Origin of the sequence: Methyloligella sp. GL2 (assembly GCF_013341275.1) — a bacterium.
In the GTDB taxonomy this organism is placed as follows: Bacteria; Pseudomonadota; Alphaproteobacteria; order Rhizobiales; family Methyloligellaceae; genus Methyloligella.
In genome coordinates, this window is sequence record NZ_CP054476.1 from 98,660 (window position 1) to 114,994 (window position 16,335).

The window sequence follows — 16,335 nt, forward strand, 5'->3', positions numbered from 1 at the left end:
AACGGCCGCGGTGGCTGAGCCCGCGGCCACGGTCGACGCACGCATTCTGTTTACCCTCGGCATCTCGCTGGGGGTCATCGCCTTTGCCACCGGCATGGCGGTCTATTCGCTGCGTGCCGTGCGGCGTGCGCGCGAAGCGACCGACGAAGCGGCGGCCGAGGTGCAGGCTTTGCGCAAGCGCAAGGACCGGCTGGAATCGGTGCTGGCCGCCGAGCCGCAGATCCTGTTCGCCTGGACCGACTCGCCGCGGCCGCGCCTGCTTGTCGCCAATCTTCCGCCGAGCCTCGGCGTTCCCTCCGCACCGACGGCGTTTCTGGATTTTCCCGCCTGGCTCGATGCCGACGGCATCGCCGGGCTGGAGCGCGCCCTGGGCGGGCTGATGGAGAATGGCGAAGCCTTCAATCTGATGCTTCGTACCCTCACCGACCGCTATATCGAGATCGACGGTCGCGCGGCCGGGGCGGCGCTCACCGTGCGGGTGCGCGATCTGGCCGGACAGCGGCTGGAGGCAGCGCGCCAGGAACGGCGGCGCCAGGCGATGGAGAGCCAGTTCGGCGTGTTGAAGCGCCTGCTCAACACCCTGCCCGAGCCGGTGTGGCTGAAAGGCGCCGACCGGCGTATCGCCTGGGTCAACAAGGCCTATGCCGAGGCTGCCGATGCCGGGCTGGAAGAAACGGTGATCGCCGATCAGATCGACCTTCTGAACCAGACCGACCGGGCCGACGCCGAAGCGAGCTTGGCGCGGGGGCAGGCCTTCCAGCGGGAGGTGGAATGCCTCACCGAGACCGGCCCGCAGCGCTTCCTCGCAACGATGACCGGCGACGGGATGACGGCGGCAGGGATCGCCTCCAAGACCGCCGGCGGCGCGGCGGCGCCGAAGGGCGATTTCCAAACCAAGCTGCGCAGCTTCGACCGCATGTCGACGGCATTCGCCGTGTTCGATTCCGGCCGGCATCTGGTGCATTTCAATCAGGCCTATGCCGATCTTTGGCAGCTCGATCCGGCCTGGCTCGCCTCCGGCCCCTCCGATGGCGAGATCCTCGACCGCCTGCGGCTTTCCCGCCTGTTGCCGGAGAAGGCGAATTATCAGGAGTGGAAGGAGCGCTGGCTTTCCAGCTACGGCAAGGATGTGCAATTCGACGAGACCTGGCATCTGCCGGACGGGCGCATGCTGCATGTGGTGACCGACGCAACGCCGGGGGACGGGGTCACCTATCTGTTCGAGAACGTCACCGAGAAGATCTCGCTGGAGAGCCGCTACAATGCGCTGATCCAGGTGCAGCGGGAGACCCTGGATACGCTGCGCGAAGGCGTGGCGGTGTTCTCCGCCGACGGGGCACTGCGGCTGTATAACCGCGCTTTCGCCTCGATCTGGCAGCTGCAGCCGCATCAGCTCGACGGCGAGCCGCATATCGACGAGGTGATCGGCTGGTGCCGGGCGCTCTACGACAATGCGGAGGAGTGGGAGCGGACCAAGACGGCGGTCACGGCCATCACCTCCGACCGGCATCCTTACGAGAGCCATCTCGACCGGCCCGACGGCAGCGTGATCGCTTGCGCCGCCCTGCCGCTGCCCGATGGCGGCACGCTGCTCACCTATGTCGATGTCAGCGACACGGTGCGGGCGGAGCGCGCGCTGATCGAGAAGAACGAAGCGCTGGAAGCGGCGGACCGGCTGAAGACCGCCTTCATCAGCCATGTCTCCTATGAGCTGCGCACGCCGCTGACCAATATCATCGGCTTCACCGATCTTCTCTCCAACCCGGCGACGGGGGAGCTGGCGCCGAAGCAGAAAGAGTATCTCAACGATATCGAGGCCTCGGGCCGAACGCTGCTCGCCATCATCGACGACATCCTCGATCTCGCCTCTATCGATGCGGGCGACTTCCAGCTGGAGCGCAGCGCGGTGGATGTGCACCGCGTGGTGGAGAATTTGAAGACCGGGCTTCGCGACCGGCTGAAGCAGAGCGGCGTGCGGCTGGATGTCCGCATCGAGCCTTCGGTGAGCGAGCTTGCCGCCGACGAGCAGCGCCTGGCGCAGATCCTGTATAATCTTCTCTCCAACGCCATCGGTTTTTCGCCGGAAGGCGGCGAGGTCAAGCTGACCTGCGAAGCGCAAGGCGACATGGTCGGCTTCAGGGTGGAAGATCAGGGAGCGGGCATCCCGGAGGAGTATCAGCGCGCCGTGTTCGACCGTTTCGAAAGCCGCACCGACGGCTCGCGCCATCGTGGCGCCGGGCTCGGGCTTTCCATCGTGAAGAATTTGGTGGAGCTGCATGGCGGCAGCATCGTGCTGAGCTCTGAATTCGGTAAAGGCACCAGCGTCGAAGTCTGGCTGCCGCGGGCCGAGCCCTCCGATAAAGGGCGTTTGGCCCGCCCGGCGGAATGAGCGGGGAAGACGCGCCGCTTCAATGGCGGCTGCGCGAAGAGGACCTCGCCGGGCTCGACCGGCTTTCCCAATACATCGCCTTCTTCCTGAGGCCGGGGGACGCGGTGGCGCTGAAAGGCCCGCTCGGCGCCGGCAAGACCACCTTCACGCGGTTTCTGGTGCGGGCCCTGGGCAGCACCGACGAGGTGCAAAGCCCGACCTTCGGCCTGGCCCAGAGCTACGAGACGCCACGCTTCGCCCTGCATCATTGCGATTTCTATCGGCTGGAAGAGGGCGAGGCGGAAGAGCTCGGTCTGGAAGACTATCTGCTCGACGGGGCGCTGATCGCCGAATGGCCGGAGCGGGCGCCGGAAAGCCTTCCCGCCGATGTTCTGGAGATCGATATCGCCGAGACGGCATCGCCCGATATCCGGGATATCACACTGGTCGCCGCCGGTTCCTGGATCCCGCGCCTTGCCCGGCTGAAATCGATGCGCGGCTTCGTGGCGGAGACGGATTTTTCGGACGCTACGCTGTCCTACATGCAAGGCGATGCCTCGACCCGGAGCTATGCACGGCTGACGTCGGAGGACCGCTCGGCGATCCTGATGAACGCGCCGCGCACCCCGGACGGACCGCCGGACTATGACGGCAAGCCCTATAGCCAGGCGGTGCATCTGGCCGAGGATGTGACGCCGTTCGTGGCGGTGGGCGAAGCCTTGCGGGCGCGAGGGCTGGCGGCGCCGGAGATTTATGCCGCCGACCTCGAAGACGGCTTCCTGCTGCTGGAGGATCTCGGCCCCCGCGTCTTCGGCGCCGAGTTCGCACGTGGCGAATCCCAGGCGGTGCTGACACGCGAGGCCGTCGACGTGCTGCTGCATCTCGCCAAGCTGCCGCCGCAGGATGCGCTGCCGGTGCCAAACGCGACGGCCTATGCGCTTCCCAGCTTCGATGTGGAAGCGATGCTCACGGAAGTCTCGCTGCTGGTCGATTGGCTGTGGCCGGCTTTGCATGAGACCCGCGCCGAAGACGGCAAGCCGCCAGCCGATCTTAGCGAAGACTTCCTGGCGATCTGGCGGCCTCTCTTGCAGGATATCGCCGCGGACGATCCCGGCTGGATCTTGCGCGACTACCACTCGCCCAATCTGATCTGGCTGCCGGAGCGGGATGGGCTGCAGCGGGTCGGGCTGCTGGACTATCAGGACGCGATGCGCGGGCCGCTGGCCTACGATCTCGTCTCGCTGCTGCAAGATGCGCGGGTCGACGTGCCCGCGGCGCTTGAGGCGGAGCTGCTCGATTACTACTGTGCGAGCCGCGATGGATTCGATTCCTCATTCTCCTCCGACCGGTTCTTGCGCAGCTATGCGCTGCTCGGCGCACAGCGCGCCTCGAAGATCCTCGGCATCTTCGCGCGGCTGGCCAAGCGCGACGGCAAGCGCGGCTATCTTGCCCATATGCCACGGGTGGCCGGTTATCTCGCCCGCGATCTCGCCCACCCGGCGCTGCTCCCGTTACGCGACTGGTATGCCCGCGAGCTTGGTGCGCTGGAAAACCTGCCGCCCGCTTCTCTGTGAGCCACCGCCCATGAGCGCTAAGGTGGAGACGGCCATGGTGCTGGCCGCCGGCTACGGCATACGCATGCGCCCGCTGACAGAGACCACGCCGAAGCCGCTGGTCGCCTTACGCGACCTGCCGCTGATCGACCATGTGCTGGACGGGCTGCTGGATGCCGGCGTCTCCAAAGCGGTGGTCAATGTGCATTACCTCGCCGACCAGATCGAAGCCCATGTGGAGACCCGGCTGGCGGCGGGCGAAGAGCCGGAGATCGCGATCTCCGACGAGCGCGCCGAGCTGCTGGACACCGGCGGCGGCACCAAGCACGCGCTTTCTCTGCTCGGGTCAGGCCCGTTCTTCGTCCATAATTCCGATGCGGTCTGGCAGGAGGACCAGGGAATGGCACTTTCCCGCATGGCCGCCATGTGGGACCCTGAGACCATGGATGCGCTTTTGCTTCTCGCCGACAAGGAGACGAGCCTCGGCTATAGCGGTGCGGGGGATTTCTCGCTTGGCGAAGACGGCCGCCTGGCCCGCCGGGGCGAGGATGCCGCCGCGCCCTTCATCTTCGCCGGGGTTTCGATTTGCGATGCGCGGCTGTTCGAGGGCGCGCCAGAGGGGCCGTTCTCGCTCAATCTTCTCTGGGACCGGGCGCTTGAGAAGGGGCGGCTGATGGGGGTGACGCTGGGGGGACGCTGGATGCATATCGGCACGCCGGAAGCCCTGGCCGAGGCCGAAGCCCTGCTGGATGCCGCCGATGGCTGAGAGCCGCCCCCGGCTCTATACCATCCCGCCGACGGCGCCGTTTCTGGATAGCCTCGCCCGCGCGGTGCTGAACGGCGATCTGCCGGCGGCCGGCGGGGATGCGCCCGATCCGCTTCAACTTCCCAAGACGACGATCTACCTGCCGACCCGGCGTTCCGCCCGCGGCCTGGCGCAAGCCTTCCTGCGCCAGGGGAAACGGCCGGCGCTGCTCTTGCCGCGCATCCGCACGCTTGGCGATCCGGAAGAGGAGGCGCTGTTCTTCGAAGAGCAGGAGAACGACGCCCTCCCCGGCGCGCCGGCGATCGATCCGCTGCAGCGGCGGCTTGCCCTGATGCGGCTGATCGCGGCCTGGCAGAAGGCGATGGAGGATCGCGGCGGGCTGAGAAGCGATCCGGAAGGGATCGGCCAGCCGCCGATCACCCCCGCGCAAGCCTCGCGGCTCGCCGCCGATCTCGCCCGCTTCATGGATTTCGCCGAGACGGAGGAAGCCGATCTTTCGCGTCTGAAGGACCTCGCGCCAGAGGAGCTGGCCGAGCATTGGAACCAGACCATCGATTTTCTGGAAATCGTCACCAAGCATTGGCCGGCCTATCTGGCGGAAGCGGGGCTAGACTCGCCGGCAGCACGGCAGACTCGGCTGCGGCAGGCGGAGAACGCCCGGCTTCTAGAGACGCCGCCGGACGGGCCGGTGATCGCGGCGGGCTCCACCGGCACGGTGCCGGCGACGGCGCGGCTGCTCGCCACCATCGCATCGCTCCCCAATGGCGCGGTAGTGCTGCCCGGACTCGATCTTTCGCTGGACGAAGAGAGCTGGGCGCGGCTCGCCGCCCATCCCGAACATCCGCAAAGCGGCATGGCGGAGCTGCTGCGCCGCTTAGAGGCAAGCCGCGGCGACGTCGCCTGGCTGCCCGGAACGGAACCGGACGAGCACGCTTCGAAGCGGCTTCATTTCGTCAGCGAGGTGCTGCGCCCGGCGGAGAGCACCGAGCGCTGGCAGCATCTTCTGACCGAAGAAGAGACGCTGGAGGTGCCGGCAGGGCTCCGCCTGATCGAAGCGGAAAACCCGCAAGACGAGGCCGAAGCGATCGCGCTGATCCTACGTTCGGTGGTCGAGCGGCCGGAGAAGACCGCCGCTTTGGTGACGCCGGACCGGGACCTTGCCCGGCGTGTTGCGGCGCGGATCAAGCAGTTCGGTCTGCGGATCGACGATTCCGCCGGGCTGCCCTTGCGGCGGACGGTGCCGGGCGCATTTCTCGATCTGATCCTCGAGGCGGCGACCAGCAATTTCGCGCCGCCGCAGGTGATGGCGCTTCTGAAGCACCCGCTGACCCGCCTGGGGCGCAGCCCCGCGGCGATCCGCGAGGCAGCACGGCGGCTGGAGCGGACGGTGTTCCGCGATGTCTATCTCGGCCAGGGGATGTCCGGAATCCGCGGCGCGCTCGATCCGATGGCAACGCAGCTCGGACGGCGGCCGCTCGATCCGGATAGCGCGAACTTCCGCGAAACGCTGGCTCTGGTCGGCGATCTGGAAGATGCGTTCGCGCCGATGCTGGCGCTGACGGAGGGGCAGCATTCCGCGGCATCTCTAGCGGAAGCCCATATCGCCACCGCCGAAGCCTTGGCGCGCGACGAAACCGGGTCGGCCGATGCGCTCTGGCTCGGCGAAGGCGGCGAATCGCTGTCGGTGCTGATCGGCGAGCTGATGGCGCATGGCACGGCGCTGATGATGAGCCTCGACGATTACGCGCCCTTCTATGGCAGCCTGGTCTCCGGCCAGTCGGTGCGCCCACAGCGCGGCGCCCATCCGCGCCTGTTCATCTGGGGCCCGCTGGAAGCCCGCATGCAGCGCCCCGACGTGGTGGTTCTCGGCGGGCTGAACGAGACGGTCTGGCCGAAGCCGCAAGATCCCGGCCCCTGGCTCAACCGGGCCATGATGGCGGAGCTCGGTCTGCCGGCGCCGGAGCGGCGCATCGGGCTTTCGGCGCATGATTTCGCCCAGAGCCTCGGCGCGCCGGATGTCTATCTCACCCGGGCGATGAAGGTGGACGGCGTGCCGACGGTACCCTCGCGCTGGCTGCAGCGGCTGGAAGCGCTGACGGCTGCGCTGGGGGTGGACGGGCAACTCAAGCCGGAGCGGCCCTGGACCGGCTGGGCGCGGCTTCGCGACAGCACCGAGGAGTTCGCGCCCTGCGCCGCCCCTGCCCCGCGCCCGCCGCTTGCCGCCCGCCCGCGCAGGCTTTCGGTGAGCCGTATCCAGCGATGGATCGCCAATCCTTACGATATCTACGCGCAGGACATTCTGAAGCTGCGCCCGTTGAAGCCGCTCGGCCATGAGCCCGATGCGGCGCTGCGCGGCCAGGTGGTGCACGCGGCGCTCTCCGCCTTCACCCAGGCGCACCCCGATGCGTTGCCGGTGGATATCGCCGGGGAGCTGGTGCGGTTCTCCGACGATCTGTTTGCGGCACTCGGCGGCTCGGCGCGGGTGGAGGCGTTCTGGCGGCCGCAATTTGAATGTTTCGCCGCCTGGTTTGCGCGCAGCGAGGCAGCGCGGCGGGAGGGCGTCGCGGCGATCCATAGCGAGCGGGACGGATCGCTGCATCTTGACCCGCACGATTTCACCGTGACGGCGCGGGCCGACCGGATCGATATCGGCGAAGACGGCAGCGCGGCGATCTACGATTACAAGACCGGCGCACCGCCAGCGGTGCGCGAGGTCGATGACGGGCGGGCGCCGCAATTGCCGCTCGAAGCTGCGATGCTGCTTGACGGCGGGTTCGGCGATGTTTCCGCCGGCTCCATCGCGGCGCTCCGCTATATCCGCGCCTCCGGGCGGCGCGAGGGGGGCGAGGAGCGCGAGGCGGGCAAGGACGCGCCGGATCATCTGGCCGCTGCGGCGGTGGAGGCGCTGACCGGGCTGGTCGCCGCGTTTAACGACGAGGCTCGCGCCTATGAGGCTCTGCGGCGGCCGAGCTTCAAGAAGGCTTATGCGTTCGACGACTACGCCCAGCTCGCCCGGGTGCTGGAATGGGGCGCGGCCGGCGGCGAGGGGGAAGAGTGATGGCGGCGCTGAGCCTGCAGCAGACGGCCGACGCCAATCAGGCGAAGGCCTCCGATCCGGAAGCAAGCGTTTGGGTGTCGGCCAATGCCGGGACCGGCAAGACCGCCGTGCTGGTCAATCGCGTGCTGCGGCTGCTGCTGGCGGGCGCGTCGCCGGAGAGCATTCTCTGCCTCACCTATACCAAGACGGCGGCGGCGGAGATGGCGAACCGGCTGCTGAAGCGGCTGGCGAGCTGGACGGCGCTTAGCGACGACGACCTTATAAAAGACCTCACGCGGCTGATGGGACGTGAGCCGGCGGCGACGGAGCGCGCCGCGGCGCGGCGGCTCTTCGCCTGCACGCTGGAGGCCAAGGGCGGGCTGAAGATCCACACCATTCACGGCTTCTGCGAGCGCATCTTGCAGCGCTTTCCGCTGGAGGCCGGGATCACGCCGAATTTCGAGATCCTCGACGATCAGGAACAAAAACGGCTGTTGGATACGGCCTTCACCACGGTGCTGGGCCAGGCGGCACGCGACAGCCAAGCTCCGCTGGGGGCTGCGCTCAGCCGCATCGCGCTGCGCGAAGCCGAGCAGAGCGTACAGAAGCTGATTGCCGAAGCGCTTCACAAGCGGCGCGAGATTTTGCGAATCCAGGGGCTGTACGGCGCGCGCGAGAATTGGACGGCGCGGGAGGGCGAGGCCTTGCGGGCGCTGTTCGGGCTCGGCGCGGACGCGAACGAAGCCTCGCTTCTGGCGGAGGCCCAAGACGCCATTCCGCAGGCTCTGGTCGAGACGATCCTGGAGACGCTTTCGCCGGTCGCCACCTCCAAGACCGAGGTCGATTTGTTGCAGCTCCTGCAGGATGTGCGCTCGGCGTCGAGCGAGATGCGCATCGCCGCCTCGCGCGCCCTCGTCTACACCTCAAGCGGCATCCGCAAGCGGCTCTTCACCAAGGCCGTCACTGAGACCTATCCGGAGCTTTGCGAAGGGCTGAGAGAGGCGATCCTCCGCTTCGCCGCCATCGATGCCGATATCGGCAAGATCGCCTGCGCCGACGGCACGGCGGCCCTACTGCTGCTGGCCGACGCGGTGGCGCAAGATTACGAGGCGCGGAAACGGGCGCGCGCCGTGCTCGATTACGACGATCTGATCGAGACCACGCTGACCCTGTTCGAGCGCAGCATGGCCGCGCCCTGGGTGCTGTTCAAGCTGGATGGCGGCATCGACCACATCCTGGTGGACGAGGCGCAGGACACCAACGCGGCGCAGTGGCGGATCGTCGAGGCGCTGGCGGAGGAGTTCTTCTCCGGCAAGGGCGCCAAGGAGACGCCGCGCACCCTGTTTGCGGTCGGCGACGAGAAGCAGTCGATCTACAGCTTCCAGGGGGCGGAGCCCGCCTGTTTCGGCGAATACGGCCGCAAATTCGCGGTACGGGTGAAGGATGCCGGCCAGGTCTGGCATCACCTGCCGCTGACCCTCTCCTTCCGCTCCACCGAGGCGGTACTGGCGGCGGTGGACGATGTCTTCGCGCAAACCGAGGCGGCGAAGGGGCTGACCTGGCAGCAGGAGACGGTGATCCAGCACAGCGCCTTCCGCACCGGCGAGGCCGGGCTGGTGGAGCTGTGGGAGACCGAGCAGCAGGAAGAGCCGCCGCTGGTGCCCGCTTTCGAGCCGTGGAACGAAGCGAAGGCGACGCGGGCCGCGGTGGAGGCTTTGGCCGAGCGCATCGCCCGCACCATTCGCGGCTGGCTCGACAATGGCGAGATCCTGGCATCGGAGGGGCGGCCGATCCGTGCCGGGGACGTTTTGATCCTGGTGCGGCGGCGGGCGCATTTCGTCACTCCGATGATCCGCTGGCTGAAGCGGCTCAACATCCCCGTGGCCGGCGCCGACCGGATGCGGCTTCTGGAGCAGGCGGCGATCCAGGATCTGGTGGCGCTGGCCGATACGCTGCTGATGCCGGAGGACGATCTGGCGCTGGCGGTAACGCTGAAGAGCCCGTTCTTCGGTCTCAGCGACGACGATCTGTTCGACCTTGCTTACGATCGGGAGGGCTCGCTGTGGGCGGCGCTCCGGGCGCATGCCGCCGAGCCGCGCTTTGCCGAAGCTGCCGAGACGCTGGAAGGCTGGCTCTCCCGCACCGACTTCCTGCCGCCTTACGAATTCTTCGCCGAGGTGCTGGGCGCCGAAGGGCAGAAGATGCGCAAGCGCCTGCTCACCCGGCTCGGGCCGGAGGCAGCGGAGGCGATCGACGAGATGATGGAGCTGGCGCTGCATCATGACGGCGAGGAGGCGCCCTCTCTGCAAGGCTTCATCCATCAGCTGCGCAGCGGCGATATCGAGATCAAGCGCGATATGGAGCAGGCCCGCGACGAGGTGCGGATCATGACCGTGCATGGCGCCAAGGGTTTGCAGGCGCCGATCGTGTTCCTGCCCGATCACTGCGAAGCGCCGAAGAGCCCGCGCAAACTGATCTTCGAAGCCCCGCGCAAAAGCGACCGTCCCGACGCGCCGCCGCATCTGATCTGGCCGGCGGGCGCCAAGGAGATCGAAGCGCTGAAAGACGCGCAAGCCGCGGTGAAGGATGCCGAGATCGAGGAGCGCCACCGGCTGCTCTATGTGGCGCTGACACGGGCGCGGGACCGGCTCTATGTCTGCGGCTGGGGCAAGCCGAAGGAAGGCAATGGCAGCTGGTACGATCTGGTGCGCTCCGGCCTGCTCGGAACCTTGCAGGAGACCGAGACGGAAGATGGGCGGATTGTGCATCGCCTGGTCTCGGAGCAGACCAAGCAGGTCGCGCCTGCGGAAGCGCGCGAAGGCGAAGCCGCGCCCGAGACCCTGCCCGATTGGGCGATGCGCGCCCCGCCGGCCGAGCACGCGCCAAAACCCGTCACCCCATCGAGCATGCCGCTGGAGGCGGAAGAGCCCGAGGCGGGCGGGCTCGGTTTCGAGCCGGCGGCGCTGGGACCGACATCGCTTTCCACCGACAATCGGTTCTTGCGCGGGCGGCTGATCCACGCGCTGCTCGAGCATCTCCCCGATGTGGCACCGGACAATCGCCAAGCTGCGGCGATGCGCTATATCGCGGCGAAGGGCGCGGGCATGCCGGGAGAGATGCGGCAGGAAATCGTCGCCGAGGCGCTTCGCATCGCCAACGATCCGCAATTCGCCCCCTACTTCGCGGCCGACAGTCTGCCCGAAGTTCCGGTGGTCGCCCGAATCGGAGAGGGCGACGGAGCCTATGAACTGAACGGTCAGATCGACCGGCTGGCCATCCTGGAAGAGGGGTTGTTCGTCCTCGACTATAAGACAAATCGTCCGCCGCCCCTTGCGGTGGAGGATGTCGCGCCTATCTACATCGCCCAGTTGGCGGCTTACCGAATCGCCCTCAAGGGTTTGTTTCCGGGCCAGAAAATCCGTTGCGGCCTACTTTGGACCGACCGGCCGGCGCTGATGGAAATCCCCGAAGAGATCCTTGAGCGAGCCGAAAGGAAGATGTTGCAAAGAAGCCAGCCTTGACGCTCAAGAGGGGCGTACCTAGGTTGGCCGGTAGAGGCGAACGGGGCTTGTTTTCATCGGTCCCCGCCGCGGCATAGGAGAATGAGATGGCGACCTCCACGATTACAGACGACAGCTTCGAAGCCGAAGTTCTGCAGTCCAGCACCCCTGTGGTTGTTGATTTTTGGGCCGAATGGTGCGGCCCCTGCCGTCAGATTGCGCCCGCGCTCGAGGAGATCGCGGCTGAGTATGGCGGCAAGATCAAGGTCGCCAAGATCAATATCGACGAGAATCCGCGCACCCCGTCCCGCTACAATGTGCGGGCGATCCCGACGCTGATGATCTTCAAGGATGGCGAGCTGGCCGCGACCCATACGGGCGCACAGCCGAAGAGCCGCCTTGCCGAGTGGATCAACGGCACGATCGGCGCGGCGGCCGCGTAAGCGGTCCTTCCCGCTCTTCTAAGACAATCTGAGTTTGCGGCTTAGTCTCTATCTTGCCGGTGCTGCTTAAGCACGTCGCCGGCGAGATAGAGCGAGCCGCAGATGAGAACGCGGACCGGCTGTCCGTCGGTGCTCGCCCGCGATTTCTCCAACGCATCGGTGACGCTTTCCGCCACCACGGTCTCGAAGCCTTCTTCGCTGGCGATCTCCGCCAGCGCATCGGCCGGGAAGGCATTGCTCTCGCCCGGGATCGGCACGGTGTAGATGCGCTCGATCAGCCCCTTGAACGGGGCGAGGAAGGCGTGGGCGTCCTTGCCTTCCATCATCCCCCAGACAAGATGCAGCGGCTCGGGCACGCGCTCGTCGAGCTCGGCAAGGGCCAGCGCAAGGGCGCTGCCGCCGGCCGGGTTATGGCCGCCGTCGAGCCAGATCTCGCTCCCCTCCGCGACATGCTCATAGAGTGCACCAGGGCCGAGCCGGTCGAGCCGCGCCGGCCATTCGGCCGAGGTGAGCCCCTTCTCCAAAGCCTCGATGGTGAGCGCTTCGCCAAAGACGAGGCGGGCCGCAGCGATGGCCGCGCCGGCATTGTCGATCTGATGGCGGCCTTGCAGGCGCGGCAAGGAAAGATCGATCAGCGTCTCGTCGCTCTCGAACACCAGCCGGTTATGCTGCTCCATCACATGCCAATCCTGGCCGGCAATCAGAAGCGGCGCACCAATCTCTTCGGCGCGCTTCTCGATCACTTCAAGGGCTTCGGGCTCTTGCGGTGCGACGATGCAAGGCACGCCGGGCTTGAGGATACCGGCCTTCTCGCCAGCGATCTCGGCCAGGCTGCCGCCGAGGAAGGAGACGTGGTCGATGGAGATCGGCATGATGATGGTCAGAGCCGGCTTCTCCACCACATTGGTGGCATCCAACCGGCCGCCGAGCCCGGTCTCAAGCAGCAGCAGATCGGCGGGCGCCTCGGCGAAGGCGAGCAATGCCGCGGCGGTGGTGATCTCGAACAGGGTGATCAGCTCGCCCTGATTGGCGGCCTCGACGCGGGCCAGGCATTTCACCAGATCGGCTTCGGGGATCGGGGTGCCGCCCTGCGCGTCGGCCAGCACGATGCGCTCGTGGAAATCGACAAGATGGGGCGAGGTATAGACATGGGGCTTGCGGCCAAGGCTGCGGGAAATGGCGCGCAGGAAAGCGATTACCGAGCCCTTGCCGTTGGTGCCGGCGACATGAACCACCGGCGGCAGCTTCTGCTCCGGGTGGTCAAGGGCGGCGAGCAGCCGCTCCATGCGGCCGAGCGACAGGTCGATCACCTGCGGATGCAGCTGCTGCAGGCGCTCCAGCAATGTAGCGCTGGTATAGGCACCGTCCGGCGGGGTGCCCAGGAAGTCGGGAGGCTGCCTATTCAAGGCGGCGGCGCCTAAATGCTGCGGGGGCGCTCGGCATCCGCCCCGTTCGACGCAGCGGACGTCTCGTCCGGCGTTTCGTCGCTATGGTCGTCCTCGCTCGCCGCGGCGACGCCATTGCCCTTCTTATAGGCCGGGGCCTCGCCCGATGCCGCCATCATGGCTTCGCCGTCGCCGGCGGTGATGGTGGATTTCGGCATGTCGGCGGCTTCGACGCCGTTGAGCTGCTCCGGCAGGGCGATCTCGCGTCCGCGCTCGCGCTCCATCAGCAGGCCGCAGAGGCGAGAAAGCGTGTCGCGCAGCTCGTGGCGATGGACCACCATATCGACCATGCCGTGCTCCAGCAGATATTCGGCGCGCTGGAAGCCGACGGGAAGCTGCTCGCGGATGGTCTGCTCGATGACGCGCGGGCCGGCAAAGCCGATCAGGGCGCCGGGCTCGGCGATATGGATGTCGCCCAGCATGGCATAAGAGGCGGTGACGCCGCCGGTGGTCGGATGGGTCAGCACCACGATGTAGGGCAGGCCCGCTTCGCGCAGCTCCTGCACGGCGACGGTGGTGCGCGGCATCTGCATCAAAGAGAGAATGCCTTCCTGCATGCGGGCGCCGCCGGAGGCAGCGAACAGAATAAACGGCGCGTTCTGCATCACCGCGGTACGCATGCCGGTGACCACCGCCTCGCCGGCGGCACGGCCCAGCGAGCCGCCCATGAATTGGAAGTCCTGCACGGCGGCGACGGTCTTCAGCCCGTCAAGGCGGCCGGAGGCGACCATCACCGCATCCTTCAGCCCGGTCTTGTTGCGGGCATCCTTCAGGCGCTCGGTGTAGCGGCGCTCGTCGCGGAATTTCAGCGGATCGGGGGAAACGTCCGGGAACGGGATGCTCTCATAGTCGCCGCCGTCGAACAGGGATTTCAGCCGCACCTCGGCGCTCATGCGCATGTGGTAGTTGCTGCCCGGCACGACGAAGCCGTTGGCCTCGAGATCCTTGTAATAGATCATCTGCCCGGTCTCGGGGCATTTCACCCAGAGGTTATCGGGCACCTCTTTTTTACGGAGGATGTTCCTGATCTTCGGCCTGACGACTTGGTTGATCCAGTTCACGGTCTATACGCTCTCAACAAACCTGGTCACAAACGCTCAAAATCTTGCTTCAGAGTCTCGTTTCTAAATCTTGAGCCTGGGTTACAGCGCCTCGGCCTGCTCGGTCCGGCGCAGGGCTCCATTGAGGCTCTCCACGAGGCCGACAAGCCGGTCCTTGGTTTCGGGCGTGGCCCGACCGTCTTCATCCAGACTTTCGGCAATCGCCGTCACCAGAGCCGAGCCTACCACAACCGCTTCGGCACCGTCCGACAGGGCACGGGCCTGCTCCGGCGTCTTGATGCCGAATCCGACGGCGACGGGCAAATCCGTCTTCGCCTTGATGCGCTGGACACGGTCCTTAACCTTGCCCACATCGGGCGCCGCGGTGCCTGTGATCCCGGCGATGGACACGTAATAAACGAAACCGGAGGTGTTGGCGAGCACCTGCGGCAACCGGCGCTCATCGGTGGTCGGGGTGGCCAGGCGGATGAAATTCAGCCCCGCGGCAAGGGCCGGCAGGCACAGCTCCTCATCCTCTTCCGGCGGCACGTCGACGACGATCAGCCCGTCCACGCCGGCGGCGATGGCATCCTCCAGGAAACGGTCCACGCCGTAGATATAGATGGGGTTGTAATAGCCCATCAGCACGATGGGGGTGGTGTCGTTCTCCTCGCGGAAGCTGCGCACCATGGCCAGCGTCTTGATCATGGTCTGGCCGGATTTCAGCGCCCGGAGCGAGGAGGCCTGGATCGCGGGGCCGTCGGCCATGGGATCGGAGAACGGCATGCCGAGCTCGATCACGTCGGCGCCGGCGGCGGGCAGCGCTTTGAGGATCGACAGCGCGGTGTCGTAGTCGGGGTCGCCGGCGGTGGTGAAGGTGACGAGCCCGGCCCGGCCTTCCTGTTTCAGCGCGGCGAATGTCTTGTCGATACGTGTCTGGGTCATCAGCCCATCTCCATGCCGAGATGCTCGGCGACGGCGAAAATATCCTTATCGCCACGGCCGCACATATTCATGACCAGCAGATTGTCCTTCGGCAGGGTGGGTGCCAGCTTCTTCACATAGGCGAGGGCATGGGACGGCTCCAGAGCCGGGATGATGCCTTCGAGCCGGGTGCAGAGCTGGAACGCATCCAGCGCCTCCTTATCGGTGACCGGCACATAGGTGACGCGGCCGGATTCCTTGAGCCAGGAATGCTCCGGGCCGACGCCGGGATAGTCGAGGCCGGCTGAGATGGAGTGGCCCTCGAGGATCTGCCCGTCGTTATCCTGCAAGAGATAGGTGCGGTTGCCGTGCAGTACGCCGGGGCGGCCGCCGGTCATGGAGGCGGCGTGGCCGTTGGGCACGTCGATGCCGTAACCGCCCGCCTCGACGCCGTAGATGGAGACCTCCGGATCGTCGAGGAAGGGATGGAACAGGCCGATGGCGTTGGAGCCGCCGCCGATGCAGGCCACCAGCGTGTCGGGCAAGCGGCCCTCAGCTTCCAGCATCTGCTCCTTCGCCTCCTTGCCGATCACCGACTGGAAATCGCGCACCATGGCGGGATAGGGATGCGGGCCGGCGGCGGTGCCGATGATGTAGAAGGTGTCCTCGACATTGGCGACCCAGTCGCGAAGCGCATCGTTCATGGCGTCCTTCAAGGTGCCGGAACCGGAGGTCACAGGCTTCACCTCGGCGCCGAGCAGGCGCATGCGAAAGACGTTGGGCTTCTGCCGGGCGATGTCGGTGGCGCCCATATAGACGACGCAAGGCAGGCCGAAGCGGGCGGCGACGGTGGCGACGGCCACGCCATGCTGCCCGGCGCCGGTTTCGGCGATAATCCGCTTCTTGCCCATGCGGCGGGCGAGCTGGATCTGGCCGAGGCAGTTGTTGATCTTGTGGGAGCCGGTGTGGTTCAGCTCGTCGCGCTTGAAATAGATCTTGGCACCGCCGAGCTCTTCGGTCAGGCGCTCGGCGAAATAGAGCGGGCTCGGACGGCCGGCGTAATGCTTCAGGAGATCGTCGAGCTCGGCCTGAAAGCTGGGGTCCTGCTTGGCGGCCTCATAGGCCTGCTCCAGCTCCAGGATCAGCGGCATCAGGGTCTCGGCGACAAAGCGTCCGCCGAACAGGCCGAAGCGTCCGCGCTCATCAGGCCCTGTGGAAAAGCTGTTTAAAGTTTGGGTTTCGGTCATCGTTTGCTCACG

General features: G+C 66.7%; 10 protein-coding genes. 6 read left to right on the forward strand and 4 right to left on the reverse strand.

Features of this window, described 5'->3' with window-relative positions:
• Nucleotides 1–10: 10 nt before the first annotated feature.
• The 6 genes from HT051_RS00425 to trxA all read left to right on the forward strand — a co-directional run bounded on the left by HT051_RS00425 (nucleotide 11) and on the right by trxA (nucleotide 11,667).
• Complete coding sequence (locus HT051_RS00425) at nucleotides 11–2,389, forward strand: PAS domain-containing sensor histidine kinase (protein ID WP_174540206.1); 2,379 nt, start codon at nucleotides 11–13, stop codon at nucleotides 2,387–2,389.
• Nucleotides 2,386–3,942: a tRNA (adenosine(37)-N6)-threonylcarbamoyltransferase complex ATPase subunit type 1 TsaE gene (gene tsaE / locus HT051_RS00430; RefSeq protein WP_174540207.1), complete on the forward strand. Its 1,557-nt coding sequence runs from the start codon at nucleotides 2,386–2,388 to the stop codon at nucleotides 3,940–3,942. Before HT051_RS00425 ends, tsaE begins: the two co-directional genes overlap by 4 nt.
• A 10-nt stretch (nucleotides 3,943–3,952) precedes the next feature.
• On the forward strand, nucleotides 3,953–4,687 hold the full coding sequence (locus tag HT051_RS00435) for a nucleotidyltransferase family protein (RefSeq protein ID WP_174540208.1): 735 nt from the start codon (nucleotides 3,953–3,955) through the stop codon (nucleotides 4,685–4,687).
• Nucleotides 4,680–7,745, forward strand: coding sequence for a double-strand break repair protein AddB (gene addB / locus HT051_RS00440; protein ID WP_174540209.1), 3,066 nt, complete (start codon nucleotides 4,680–4,682; stop codon nucleotides 7,743–7,745). The genes HT051_RS00435 and addB overlap by 8 nt, the downstream gene beginning before the upstream one ends.
• Nucleotides 7,745–11,245, forward strand: a complete 3,501-nt coding sequence (gene addA, locus HT051_RS00445; protein WP_174540210.1) for a double-strand break repair helicase AddA — start codon at nucleotides 7,745–7,747, stop codon at nucleotides 11,243–11,245. The genes addB and addA overlap by 1 nt, the downstream gene beginning before the upstream one ends.
• A gap of 86 nt (nucleotides 11,246–11,331) precedes the next feature.
• Complete coding sequence (gene trxA / locus HT051_RS00450) at nucleotides 11,332–11,667, forward strand: thioredoxin (protein WP_174540211.1); 336 nt, start codon at nucleotides 11,332–11,334, stop codon at nucleotides 11,665–11,667.
• A gap of 41 nt (nucleotides 11,668–11,708) precedes the next feature.
• Here the strand turns inward: trxA and HT051_RS00455 are convergent, their stop codons facing one another.
• The 4 genes from HT051_RS00455 to trpB all read right to left on the reverse strand — a co-directional run bounded on the left by HT051_RS00455 (nucleotide 11,709) and on the right by trpB (nucleotide 16,323).
• Complete coding sequence (locus HT051_RS00455) at nucleotides 11,709–13,073, reverse strand: folylpolyglutamate synthase/dihydrofolate synthase family protein (RefSeq protein ID WP_246810121.1); 1,365 nt, start codon at nucleotides 13,071–13,073, stop codon at nucleotides 11,709–11,711.
• A gap of 11 nt (nucleotides 13,074–13,084) precedes the next feature.
• On the reverse strand, nucleotides 13,085–14,173 hold the full coding sequence (gene accD, locus HT051_RS00460; protein WP_174540212.1) for an acetyl-CoA carboxylase, carboxyltransferase subunit beta: 1,089 nt from the start codon (nucleotides 14,171–14,173) through the stop codon (nucleotides 13,085–13,087).
• 81 nt (nucleotides 14,174–14,254) lie between these two features.
• A complete protein-coding gene (gene trpA / locus HT051_RS00465; RefSeq protein WP_174540213.1) occupies nucleotides 14,255–15,097 on the reverse strand; it encodes a tryptophan synthase subunit alpha in 843 nt (280 codons plus the stop codon).
• Nucleotides 15,097–16,323 carry a tryptophan synthase subunit beta gene (gene trpB, locus HT051_RS00470; RefSeq protein ID WP_174540214.1) on the reverse strand — a complete coding sequence of 409 codons (1,227 nt, stop codon included), beginning with the start codon at nucleotides 16,321–16,323 and terminating at the stop codon, nucleotides 15,097–15,099. The genes trpA and trpB overlap by 1 nt, the downstream gene beginning before the upstream one ends.
• Nucleotides 16,324–16,335: the final 12 nt, after the last annotated feature.